12 protein-coding genes are annotated in these 12,077 nt (G+C 43.4%); 4 read left to right on the forward strand and 8 right to left on the reverse strand.

Features of this window, described 5'->3' with window-relative positions:
• Nucleotides 1-773: adenosylhomocysteinase (locus tag QXE01_08845; GenBank protein MEM4971343.1), on the reverse strand; the 773-nt coding region annotated here is incomplete at its 3' end.
• A gap of 181 nt (nucleotides 774-954) precedes the next feature.
• Between QXE01_08845 and QXE01_08850 the strand changes: the two genes are divergently transcribed.
• Nucleotides 955-1,923, forward strand: coding sequence for a DHHA1 domain-containing protein (locus tag QXE01_08850; protein ID MEM4971344.1), 969 nt, complete (start codon nucleotides 955-957; stop codon nucleotides 1,921-1,923).
• Nucleotides 1,924-1,976: 53 nt separating this feature from the next.
• Here QXE01_08850 and QXE01_08855 read toward each other — a convergent pair whose 3' ends face one another.
• Complete coding sequence (locus QXE01_08855) at nucleotides 1,977-2,510, reverse strand: CDP-2,3-bis-(O-geranylgeranyl)-sn-glycerol synthase (protein MEM4971345.1); 534 nt, start codon at nucleotides 2,508-2,510, stop codon at nucleotides 1,977-1,979.
• 65 nt (nucleotides 2,511-2,575) lie between these two features.
• Between QXE01_08855 and QXE01_08860 the strand changes: the two genes are divergently transcribed.
• Together QXE01_08860 and QXE01_08865 are read left to right on the forward strand one after the other, a co-directional pair.
• Entirely contained in the window at nucleotides 2,576-4,177 is a 1,602-nt protein-coding gene (locus QXE01_08860; protein MEM4971346.1) for a radical SAM protein, read from the forward strand.
• 64 nt (nucleotides 4,178-4,241) lie between these two features.
• Nucleotides 4,242-5,033, forward strand: coding sequence for an SDR family oxidoreductase (locus QXE01_08865; GenBank protein ID MEM4971347.1), 792 nt, complete (start codon nucleotides 4,242-4,244; stop codon nucleotides 5,031-5,033).
• A gap of 86 nt (nucleotides 5,034-5,119) precedes the next feature.
• Here the strand turns inward: QXE01_08865 and QXE01_08870 are convergent, their stop codons facing one another.
• Both QXE01_08870 and QXE01_08875 read right to left on the reverse strand, forming a co-directional pair.
• On the reverse strand, nucleotides 5,120-5,692 hold the full coding sequence (locus QXE01_08870; protein ID MEM4971348.1) for an AAA family ATPase: 573 nt from the start codon (nucleotides 5,690-5,692) through the stop codon (nucleotides 5,120-5,122).
• Entirely contained in the window at nucleotides 5,682-5,960 is a 279-nt protein-coding gene (locus QXE01_08875) for a 50S ribosomal protein L34e (GenBank protein MEM4971349.1), read from the reverse strand. The genes QXE01_08870 and QXE01_08875 overlap by 11 nt, the downstream gene beginning before the upstream one ends.
• A gap of 93 nt (nucleotides 5,961-6,053) precedes the next feature.
• On the opposite strand from QXE01_08875, the gene QXE01_08880 reads away from it, so the two are divergent.
• Nucleotides 6,054-6,503, forward strand: coding sequence for a hypothetical protein (locus QXE01_08880; protein ID MEM4971350.1), 450 nt, complete (start codon nucleotides 6,054-6,056; stop codon nucleotides 6,501-6,503).
• Nucleotides 6,504-6,880: 377 nt separating this feature from the next.
• Here QXE01_08880 and leuD read toward each other — a convergent pair whose 3' ends face one another.
• The 4 genes from leuD to QXE01_08900 are packed head-to-tail and all read right to left on the reverse strand — an operon-like array spanning nucleotide 6,881 to nucleotide 11,502.
• Nucleotides 6,881-7,501 (reverse strand): 3-isopropylmalate dehydratase small subunit, encoded by a 621-nt coding sequence (gene leuD, locus QXE01_08885; GenBank protein MEM4971351.1) that lies wholly within the window; start codon nucleotides 7,499-7,501, stop codon nucleotides 6,881-6,883.
• Between the two features lie 4 nt (nucleotides 7,502-7,505).
• Nucleotides 7,506-8,990: a 3-isopropylmalate dehydratase large subunit gene (leuC, locus tag QXE01_08890; protein ID MEM4971352.1), complete on the reverse strand. Its 1,485-nt coding sequence runs from the start codon at nucleotides 8,988-8,990 to the stop codon at nucleotides 7,506-7,508.
• Nucleotides 8,983-10,008, reverse strand: a complete 1,026-nt coding sequence (locus QXE01_08895) for an isocitrate/isopropylmalate dehydrogenase family protein (GenBank protein ID MEM4971353.1) — start codon at nucleotides 10,006-10,008, stop codon at nucleotides 8,983-8,985. The genes leuC and QXE01_08895 overlap by 8 nt, the downstream gene beginning before the upstream one ends.
• 12 nt (nucleotides 10,009-10,020) lie before the next feature.
• Nucleotides 10,021-11,502, reverse strand: coding sequence for a 2-isopropylmalate synthase (locus tag QXE01_08900; protein MEM4971354.1), 1,482 nt, complete (start codon nucleotides 11,500-11,502; stop codon nucleotides 10,021-10,023).
• Nucleotides 11,503-12,077 lie beyond the last annotated feature (575 nt).

The following is a 12,077-nucleotide window of genomic DNA, read 5'->3' on the forward strand; positions in this document are numbered from 1 at the left end:
GCTCTAGCCATGTTCATAACCTCGAAGCCGTCCATAAGCGCCTCTAAAGCCCTTATAGGGTCTACCTCAACTACTATAACCCTAGCACCCATACCCCTAGCCCTCATAGCTATACCCCTCCCAACCCAGCCATATCCAGCTACTACAAAGACCTTTCCAGCGATAAGGGTATTGGTGGCTCTCATTATACCATCTATAGTTGACTGTCCAGTACCATATCTATTATCAAATAGATATTTTGTGAGAGCATTATTAACAGCTATTACTGGATATGCAAGCACTCTATCCCTCTCCATAGCCCTCAACCTTATAACCCCTGTAGTCGTCTCCTCTGTACCTCCTATAACCGCTCTAGCCTTCTCAGGCCACTGCTTATGGATCCTTGCATGGAGATCTGCCCCATCATCTATAACTATATCTGGCGAGGCCTCTATGATCCTATCTATACACCACCAATACTCCTCAGGAGTCTCGCCTCTCCACGCAAATACATGAACACCCTCCTCAGCCAAGGCAGCTGCAACTTCATCCTGAGTTGACAGAGGATTAGACCCTGCTAGCCAGACCTCGGCTCCACCAGCAGCGAGGGTTCTAACCAGAGCACCTGTCTCTTTAGTTACATGTAAGACAGCAGCGATCTTCACCCCTTCTAAAGGCTTATCCTTTGAGAACCTCTCTCTGATCTTCATAATAACCGGCATATGCCTCTCAGCCCACTCGATCTGATTTCTTCCAATTCCTGCAAGCGAGAGATCCTTTACCTTCCATGTCATATACATATACCACTTAATCCTAGTAGAAGAGGTTTAATATATAAGAAGACATCTATCATCGATAGAGATATATCCTGCATAAGCATTTAATCACCAGCCTCCTTTCAACTTTAAAGGGCAGATTTCCAGCTATAAGATGTAGACACATTTAGCCTTTTTAAGGCTGTTTGGATGGTCATATATGGTTACCCGGAGCATGGCTCGCAGTGAGAAGTTCTCTAGGGATTTATGTGTTGTATCTCATGAGGAGGATATCGATGGTATAGGATCTGCTGCTGTAGCGATTAAAAGTATGAAGGTTAGATGTGTATATCTAACAGGCTATTTTAAGGATGAATGGCTACTACTGAGTAGAAAGATCGCTGGGAGATGCCGGGATAAAAGATCTATAGAGCTTCTAATAACAGATCTTAATCCTAATGTCGAAATGATAGAAACCCTAGATAGATCTTTAGCTAAATGTGAAGATAAAAGAGTTATCTGGATAGATCACCATGTTTGGAGTGAGGAGGCTCTATCAAAGGCTAGGGCTCTTGGGTATATCGAGACCCATATAAATAGATCTATGACGGCGACGGAGAACGTGATACACTACTTTGGGTTAGAGAAAATGATAGATATTAGTGTCATAGCATATCTATCTAGAGATACTGATTACGGCTTATTTAGCCACCCCCTATCTGAGCCTTTAACAGATGTAATTAGATATAGCCTCTATAGAAAAGGTGATAAGAGATTTCTCATAAAATTGGCAAGGAAATTCTCTAAAGGGATTATATGGGATCACGAGATCGATGGTGTATGGGCTGAGGCGAAGAGGGAGAAGGAGAAGATCCTCGAAGATCTCAGGAGAGGTGTTGTTGTTAGAGATATAAAGGGGTATAAAACGCTCTTCCTAATCTCAGATCCTATGATCAGCTCTAAAATAGCTATTCGAGAAGCTGGGGTTAAAGGTTATGACATAGCCTTTGTTATATATAGAAATGGTGCTGTAACAATTGCCCGCGGCTCTGAAAACATTAACTGTGCAGAGATTGCTATGAGGCTTGGGGGAGGTGGGCATCCACATATAGCTGGGGCTCAGATAGATAGGAAGGTGGTAGAGGCTGGTTTAGAAGAGATTATAAAATATATATCTGAGAGACTATAGGTTGAATAGCGTTATCTATGATCAGGCGTATACCTCTAAAATGAGGAACACCATCAATATGGAACACTCTTAATGCCAAGCTTATAGGCCCCCCAGTTGGTGCCTATGTGGAGTATAAGCACTATTATTGCCCCAGCTATGAATTCCCAAAGCCCTATTACATAGCCAATGCCTCTATCAAGTCTTGTGATCTTTATAAGCAAGTTAGCGAATAGATAGAACGATAGCTGATCTAGAATTGGTGCTGGAGCCCCCCTTGGAATACCTAGTCTTCTCTTTATAAATGCACCTATAATATCTCCTAGCAATGCTCCTATAGAAGATATCAATGAATATATAATATAAGCCGAGTTATCGAGGGCAATAGCATAGATAGCCCCTACACCAGTTCCAAATATAATACCTACTAATAACCCTTCATAGGTTTTTCCATCACCTAAGACCCTTCTACCATCTATGAAGATCTTCCCAAGATCTATTGGAGTACCCCTTTTAACAAAGACAGGTGCGCCGTTTGCTGCCATTGCAGGGAAGTATATGAAGATAACACTTGCTATAAAACCTATGAGATCACTTATTTCCTCCATATGCTTCCCAAGCATATAGGCTGAGAAAATTTATTAATCCTGACAAGAGTCTTATTAGGTAGAACATGCCTCAGGCTGTTTCTGAAAGGCCTGAGGTTGTTTTAACAGCTGATAGAGGATCTTTCACGGATTATGGAGGATCAAGTGTGCTTGGATATGTAGCATGCATGCCGGCTAGGCTCGTTCCAAGACTCTTTATGGATAAGCTCTTCACACCCCCAGTTAAGAGTGATAAATATGGAAGAGCCTCTATAGCCCCATACGCCCTGAGAAAGTTGGAGGCTCTTCTCATAAGATCCGGGTTTAGCACCTGGGTCGTGGTTCCGGAGAAGATAGAGAGAGCAATTAGAATGGGTGCGAAAGTTATAGGGATCTCTGTTCACGACCCCTTAGGAATGGATCCTGTTAGCTATAAGTTATCAATGATCTTCGGAGGAGGTGAGACATGGACAGCGAGATTCTTCAGAGAACTTGGCGAGAAGATCGAGAAGCTTAAGAAGAGATATGGATTTAAAGTTATTATTGGAGGGCCTGGAGCATGGGAGCTTGTGAATCAAAGGCCTAGCTATGCCGACGTTATATTTATTGGAGAAGCCGAGAGAGATCTCCCAGCTATAGTCAAGAGGCTCATCAATGGAGAGGAGGTGCCTCCAGTAGTTAGAGGAAGAGATCCAAAGGTGGAGGAGATCCCAGCTATAGTAAACCCTGCAAGACTTGGGGAGGTACAGATAACGAGGGGTTGTCCGAGGGGTTGTTGGTTCTGCTCTATAACTCCGGAAACTTTTAGATCCATGCCGCTAGATCTAATTAAAAAAGAGGTTGAGGTAAATCTAAGAGCCGGTATAAATAGGGTAGAGATGATAACAGATGATGTGCTCCTCTACGGCTCTCAAAAACTTAGAACTAATCATGAAGCTATTGTAAAGCTCTATACAGAGCTCATGTCAATGGGTGTAGATGGGCTGTGGTTCCCACATATATCTGCTCCAGCTGTTAGGGAGTCCCCCAAAACCGTGAAGGCTATGGCTGAGATTGCTAGATATGATAGTAGACGCGCCGTTGCCCCTGTAGTAGGTCTTGAAAGCGGTAGTATAAAGATTTTGAATAAATATATGAGGGCTAAAGCGTTTCCATGGAGGCCTGAGGATTGGTGGGATATCATAATAGATGCTACAGCGATTATGAATGAGAACTATATATACCCATGCTATACCATGACGATAGGCTATCCAGAGGAGACCGAGGATGATGTTGAGGATAGTATAGAGCTTGTGCAAAAGATAATCGATCATGAGTTTATAGCGTGGATCTTCCCCCTACCAGTCATACCTATGGGGACATCGAGGATAAAGGATAACCCATTCCCCGTGCTTGAGAAGCTTCCAAAGAACTATTGGGACTTACTATATATATCCTGGAGATATAATTTAAAGATTACCAGAAAGCTAATACCAAATCTAACTGGAGGGATCAAGAATAAATTTGTTAGAAGCATAGTATCGCAGATGATAGATAGGATCTTCGATAATATAGAATGGATATTCAGAGGTCTAAAAGAAACAAGGGGGACCATGGCATATATGTTCTCTAATATAAATCTCGATAATTTCCTAGGGGTTCTAAGATCTATCTACTGGCTTACAAGACTAACATTTAATAAACTATAGTCCCTATATCCTAAAGCTTTAATTCCATGAGAGTAGAATCTTGATGTACAAATGTGGTGAGAGAGTGGATCTAGGTTTAAAGGGTAAGGTAGCCCTTGTAACAGCATCTACAAAGGGGATCGGATTTGGCGTAGCAAGGGTTCTAGTAGAGGAGGGAGTAAATGTGGTTATAACCTCGAGGAATAGGGAGAATGTGGAGCAGGCTGTAGCTAGGTTAAAGGGGATCTCAGGCTCTGAGGTTTTCGGTGTGACAGCTGATCTCAGGTCTAGGGCGGATATAGAGAACCTAGTTAAGCAGGCACTAGATAGATTTGGAAGAATAGATATCCTGGTATATAATACTGGCCCTCCAAAGCTGGGAACCTTTATGGAGCTTAGCTTCGAGGATTGGGAAGATGCTGTAAAGCTTCTCCTACTAAGCGCTGTATGGCTAACAAAGCTGGTTATTCCCGGAATGATTGAGAGGGGGTGGGGAAGGCTGATATATATTACATCAAGCACGCTTAAACAGATCCTTCCAAACATAGTTCTATCCAACACCGTGAGACTAGGTATCGCAGGGCTGGTGAAATCCCTAGCAGTTGAGCTCGGTCCAAAGGGGATAACTGCTAACGGGATTATGCAAGGGCATATAGAGACTGAGAGAGTTATAAGGATCGCTGAAGATCTAGCAGCTAGAAATAAAATATCGGTTGATGAAGCACTTAGATACCTAGCTAGAGACATACCTCTGGGAAGGCTTGGAAAGCCAGAGGAGATAGGCTATTTAGCAGCCTTCCTAGCAAGCGATAAAGCCTCATATATCAATGGAGCTATGATATTGATAGACGGTGGCTATGTAAGAGCCGTGCTATAAAGCATATAGGCTAGCATAACATTCTATAATCCCGGTTAAAACAGAGGTTACTAATAGAGGTTATCATTTCAAAATCAAAGTGATTATTACTGGGAACAGAGTATCTGTACATTTTTATTTCTTATAATCTCTTCTATAGCTGTTAACACTATCTTTACCATGGTATCGACATCGATTCTCTCGGTATTTATTATGATATCGTGAATGCTAAGATCGCTTATATCTATCGAGTATAGGTTTTTAAATCTCCTCCTCATAGACTCCTCCCTAATCTCGATCCTCCTTCTCGCCTCCTCAATAGATATGCCGTCTCTAGCAGCAACCCTCTTAGCCCTTGTCTCGATGGGGGCTGTGACATATACTAGGAGATCTGCATAGTCCTTCACCATCCATGTAGCTATATGCCCCTCTACAACTACACTCCCTCTCATAGCCTCTTCCTTCGCTTTATTATCTATCGCTAGATCTATAGAAGGATCCTTCTCCGCAATCCTATCAAGCTCCTCAACAGAGACGCCCTTTTCAGATGCGATCCTCCTAAATATAGCTCCTGTAGAGTGGTATCTTAACCCAAGTCTCCTAGCTATTGCGGATGCGAGGGTGGATTTTCCCGAGCCTGGGGGGCCGCTAATAGCTATTACTAAACATCTATGGCCCATGGCTAGTGCTCCTTATAATCTCCTTATAGATCTCCTCAACACATCTATGGCATAGCACGCCGCCAAAAACCCTGTTAGGCCTCTTAGAGCTTTTTGGGAGCACCCTAAGATCCCTAGTATCTCTTGGAACACCGTTTAACTGTGCACCGCATCTGCCACATCGAGCAACAGATCTCTTGATCCTTTCATAGTGAACAACACTTCTACCCCCAGGTGTTCTCCTTTTAATCCTCTTAAGGGATCTTGAGCGAAGCCTTGGACTTACCATGGCTCTCTAGATTTTTTAACCCAATAGGCTTAAAAGGATTTTGAGGGAGTTACCATAGTCATACTCAATATATACGTTATAAATATAACTATATTGACTATATATCTGATCCTAGTCTCTGGATATCTAGCTAGAAGGCTGATGAAACCTGAAAGCATAGTCAATGAGGCCCCGAGGATTGCAAGGGATATTGAGAGGGCTTCCAAGGTAAGGTCTAAGAAGAAGGCTGATGTACTTAGTCTCAGATATAGAAGGCTTAGGGGGAGGGTTTTCAGAATATCAATGCTCACAGCCACGATCCCAATAATCCTTATGCTAGTGATCATAACCTATAGCCTAGCGCTCTTTGGTGAGGCTGGATTGGTAGCTCCTAGCAATTGCTCGTTACCCCCACCAATAGACGTTGAAATTAATGTTAGTGGTGGAACGAGATGCTATACATATATAATATGGGTGATCTTCTTTGCCTATCTAATGGTTATGCCTCTATATAACAGGATCTCTGGCGTAGATCTTCTTAGAAGTCTTGGAGAACGAAGATAAGGAATTCCAGTGTCTATAGCATAACAGTTAGCCCACAGTATTTCTCAATCCTGCCGAGGCTCACCTAGGATCTTGGAGATCGACAAACGCTATAGGTTTTAGATAGACGCTCTATCTCTCTAAATAGAAGCATAGTGGGAATAATAGGTAAAGTTTAGATAGATATTTTACAGCTAAAAGTCTTACCCTTCTAAAGTGGGAAGGAAGCCGTATCGCTTACCTATAACTTTACATGACATGGAAAAACATGATTCAATATAAAAAGCTATAAAGAGGCTATTGCTTATTTTACACATCCCACACCCAATATGAGACTTTGGATAATATCTAACCCTTCTCTAAATATTGAAGAGCTAAAGCCTTGGACTTCTCTAAGGCTACAACGGTGTGAAGATCCCTTTTCTGATTTTTATATAGCTTCCCATTTTCTCTTCATATCTTCTTATCGCCTCTTCATAGAATTCTAGTGTTAATCCTATGTCGTCTAAGCCGAGTATAAGCCTTTTTCTCACATTTTCCTCAATCTCAAAGCTAATGTTTTTTCCAAGATATGAGAGGGTCTTATTCTCAAGATCTATTCTAGCATATACCTCTCTCCTTAAAGCCTCCTCTATAATCTCTTTTGCGATTTCCTCCTTAACCTTCACACATACAAGGCCGTTTCTAGCTGCGTTTTCATAGAATATATCGCCAAACGATGGTGCTATGATAGCCTTTATCCCATAGTCTATTAGTGCCCAAACCGCGTGTTCCCTCGATGATCCTATTCCGAAGTTTCTACCTGTAACAAGGATCGATGCCCCTGAATATCTGGGATCATCTAGTATGAATCCCTCCTTCGGACGGCCTTGCTCATCATATCTCCACCTATAGAAAAGGTATTTCCCCAGCCCCTCCCTCTTACTTATCTTCAAGAACTGTGCTGGGATTATCTGATCCGTATCTATGTTCTCAATAGGTAGTGGAGCTACCTTACCCTCTATAATTTTGATCGCCATATGATCACCTTAACATCCAGCCATACCCTAGCTTCTCAAGAAGATCTAGATCCACTATCTCTTCCAACGGTAGGATCTCGAAATCCCTTACATCAACAAATCTACCCTCAATAGCTGCGGCCGCAGCCATTAACGGGCTGACTAGATGAGTCCTTCCACCAGGCCCCTGCCTATTTTCAAAGTTCCTATTAGAGGTACTAGCACAGCGCTCGCCAGGGGATAATCTATCTTCATTCATACCTATACACAGGCTACACCCCGAGTTCCTCCATTCAAAGCCAGCCTCTATGAAGATCCTGTGGAGCCCTAGCCTCTCAGCCTGTCTCTTAACAAGCTGTGAGCCAGGAACCACCATGGCTCTCACACCGCTTTTAACCTTCTTCCCCTTTATAACCCTTGCCGCTTGTATCAAATCATAGAGCCTTGCATTAGTACAAGACCCTATGAAGACCCTATCTATTTTAATCTCTGTTATCCTCATCCCGGGCTTGAGACCCATATACTTTAGAGCCCTCTCAACAGATGCCCTTACAACCCTATCCTCAAACGAGCTGGGATCTGGTATTGTATCGTTTACACTAGCTACCATAGCAGGGGTTGTTCCCCAAGTCACCTGAGGCTCTATCTTCGAGACATCCATCTCAAATGTTTTATGGAAATACGCACCAGGATCCGTTGATAGCGATCTCCAGAACTTAGCTAGCTCATCAAATTCCTCGCCAGCAGGGGCAAAAGGTCTTCCACGTATATATTCGATGGTCTTCTCATCTGGTGATATAATAGCGCTCCTAGCCCCAGCCTCGGTCGCCATGTTGGTGAGTGTCATCCTCTCCTCAACATTTATAGATTCTATATAGTCCCCCCTAAACTCCACTATATAGCCTATAGCTCCACCAGTACCTATAGCCCCTATAAGGGCTAGAGCTATATCTTTAGACATAACCCCTTTTCCCGGCCTACCCCTAAGCCTGATCTCCATAGCCATCGGCTTTTTAACCCATAGAGTCTGTGTTGCTAGAACATGCTCTACCTCGCTAGTACCTATCCCAAAGGCTAGTGCTCCTAGGGCTCCATGGGTCATTGTATGGCTATCCCCACATGCTATAGTCATCCCTGGTAGTGTTAATCCAAGCTCTGGACCAACAACATGTACTATGCCTTGGTAGGGGCTGTAATAGTCTAGAAGCATTATGCCATATTGATAAGCATTTTTCCTCAGAGTCTCCATCTGCTCTAGTGAGAGGGGATCTGTTATTGGCGCTGTCCTATCCCCTGTAGGAACATTGTGATCCATAATAGCTATGGTTAGATCCGGTCTCCTAACACTTCTACCACGGATTCTTATTCTCTCGAATGCAACGGGTGAGGTGACCTCGTGTATATAGTGCCTATCTATATATAGAAGATCTCTATCACCATCACTAGCTATTTTATGCATATCCCATATCTTCTCATATATGGTAAGCCCCATATAGACACCCCTAGCCACTATATTGCTCCTTAGCCATTATATCTGCTACACAGCCTCCTACTTCGGCTGTCTTCATATCACCGCCTATGTCCGGGGTTTTACAGCCCCTAACTATTGCTATCTCAACAGCCCTCTCCAAAGCCTTTGACATATCTATAAGCCTCTTATCCGATTTCCTCCTCCCAAGCCATTCAAACATCATAGCTGCTGAGAGTATCATTGCATATGGATTCGCTATACCCTTACCAGCTATGTCTGGTGCTGCACCATGCACAGGCTCGAAGATCGCTATCCCATCCCCCATATTCCCTGAGGGAGCTAGACCTATGCTCCCAGCAACCTGGGCTGCTTCATCACTTAATATATCTCCAAACATGTTTGTTGTTAGAATAACATCGAAAGACTCTGGATCCCTTATCAAAGCCATGCTAGCAGCATCTACAAGCATATCCCTAACTATAACGTTGTACCTAGATAGCTCCTCCCTAGCTACTCTTAGGAATAGCCCGCAGCTCTTTCTAAGTACATTAGCCTTATGCACTATAGTTACATGCCGCCTCCTATTTATAGCAAGCTCGCCGGCTACCCTAGCTATTCTTCTGCTCGCCTTCTCGCTAATGATCCTTAATGCTACAACTGCGTCTCCAACCTCGAATTCATAGCCCTTATATAGATCCTCTGTATTCTCCCTCACAATAACTAGATCTACCTGTCCTATGCTCTTCACACCTTGATAGCTCTTTACAGGCCTTATATTCGCATATAGATCTAGCATCTGTCTAAGCCTTACTATAACATCAGCAGCCGTCTCCCCCACAGGCCCTTTAATAGAGGCATCAGCTCTTTTAATACCCTCTATAGTCTCCTCAGGCAAAGGCGTCCCCCTCCTCTTTAAACACTCATCACCAGCATCATAGAATAGTATTTCGAATGAAACACCATATATCCTCTCAGCAGTATATATAACATTAAGTGTGGCCTCCGATATCTCAGGACCTATCCCATCACCCTTTATCCATGCTATCCTATACATCATTAGCCCCCATATCTATCCTCTACTATCTTTATATGATAATGCTATGTTGAGAGCCTCAACCACCGCCTCTGCAAATGCCCAATACATATCGGGTCTAATAGAGCTCGTAGTTATAGTTCTCCCACCTGCATCTTCTATAGTTACTATAGCTTCTACATCTACACTACCTGCTCTACCAACTCTGATCTCGTGATCCTTTATCCTAATACCATATCCCCTCAGCATGTTAGCTGCTGCATCTAAGATTGCTTCAAACCCACTCCTACCCTTTCCATGGAACACGGTGTTATCACCTTTTATAAGCACTTTTATAGCGGTTGCTACACCGAGCTCTGATGTATAAACCTCGATCCCGGATAGCCTAGCTATTTCTCCTTCCCCATGTTCCCTGATACCTAGAACCTCTCTTGCAATGCTTATGAGATCCTTATCAGTAACCCTTCTACCCATATCCCCCAGAGATTTAACCCTAGCCACTATAGCCTTCAGCTGCGATTCGTCTACTCTAAAGCCTAGCTCCTCGAGCCTAGCTCTAATACCATGTGATCCAGCATGTTTACCCACAGCCAGCCATCTCCTAGCACCAACGAGCTCAGGTGGGAAGGGCTCATATGTAGCTGGGTTTCTCAGTATACCATGTGTATGTATCCCACTCTCATGTCCAAAGGCGTTTCTACCAACAATAGCCTTATTAGGCTGCACCGGTATACCTGTTAGCCTTGAGACTAGGTTGGATACCTCTACAAGCTTCTCTGTCCTTATATTCACCTCATAGCCATATAGGAGCTTAAGCACCATTACCACCTCCTCTAGACTCGCATTCCCAGCCCTCTCACCTATCCCATTTATAGTAACATGAACCTGCCTAGCACCTGCTCTAACCCCGGCTATGCTATTAGCTGTTGCTAAGCCGAAGTCGTTATGGCAGTGAACACTAACTATCCTTCCTCTAGAAACACCTACGATGGTTCTCACAAGGTTCTCAATGAGCTCTGGTGTTGCTACACCAACAGTATCTGGTATATCCAGATATTCAGCTCCTGCATCAACAACTGCTGAGTATATCTGCTTCAGAAACTCAGGATCGCTTCTCGTGGCATCCTCAGCAGAGAATTCGATCTCAACACCATGGGATTTAAGGTATTCAACAGCCTCAACAGCCCTCCTCAGAGCCTCTTCCCTAGTAATTCCAAGCTTATATTTTAGATGAAGATCCGATGTTGCGATAAATACATGAACCCTATCAACATCAGCATCAATAGCCTGTTCCATATCCTTTACATTAGTTCTAGCCAACGCACAGATCTTAGCATTTAAACCAAGACGGGCTATCCGCTTAACAGCCTCGAACTCACCAGGACTGGTTATAGGGAAGCCAGCCTCTATAACATCTACCCCTAGCTCATCAAGAGCTTGAGCTATCCTGATCTTCTCATCAACAGTTAAAGCCACACCTGGGGTTTGCTCTCCATCCCGTAGAGTTGTATCGAATATATAAACCCTAGTGGAAGCCTAGCCCACCACCCCCACAGAGCTTACTCCTATATATGTAAACACCCTTATAAGCATTACAACTGAAACTCCGCCCTTAAGAGCAAGGTTTCCAGCAGCAAAGAGATGAAAGAGGTTAACATCATATGGTAATTGCTAAAAATAGAGACTAGCCCACTAATGTCCACAAGGGATGAAGGAACAAAGGATATGAATCTCCATAACTCTTTTAGAAGGCTGACCTCCTCCCAGCCCTAGAGGGAGCCCTCGCTCTAGCTATAGCGCTACCATCAAAGCTTATAAGAATTAACTATCCCCATCCTGAAGGGCTGAGGTTCTCAGTTGTAAGGATTTCAGCTGTAATACCTTCTATAATGTTAACCCTAGTATCCTCTTTGGAATTTTAGGGCTATAGAATGTTATTCCTCATAACAAAACAATTATATTTAGAGGCTGCAGTGTTTGATGAGGATCCCCAGGGTTAGGGTGATATCATATACTGCGGATGGTGAGAGGCTTGTTGCTGCTTCTTCTAAGAGGAGCCTTTCTTCTAGGGATGTCTCGGAGATCTTCGAGGC

Source organism: Sulfolobales archaeon (assembly GCA_038897115.1).
Classification (GTDB): Archaea; Thermoproteota; Thermoprotei_A; order Sulfolobales; family AG1; genus AG1.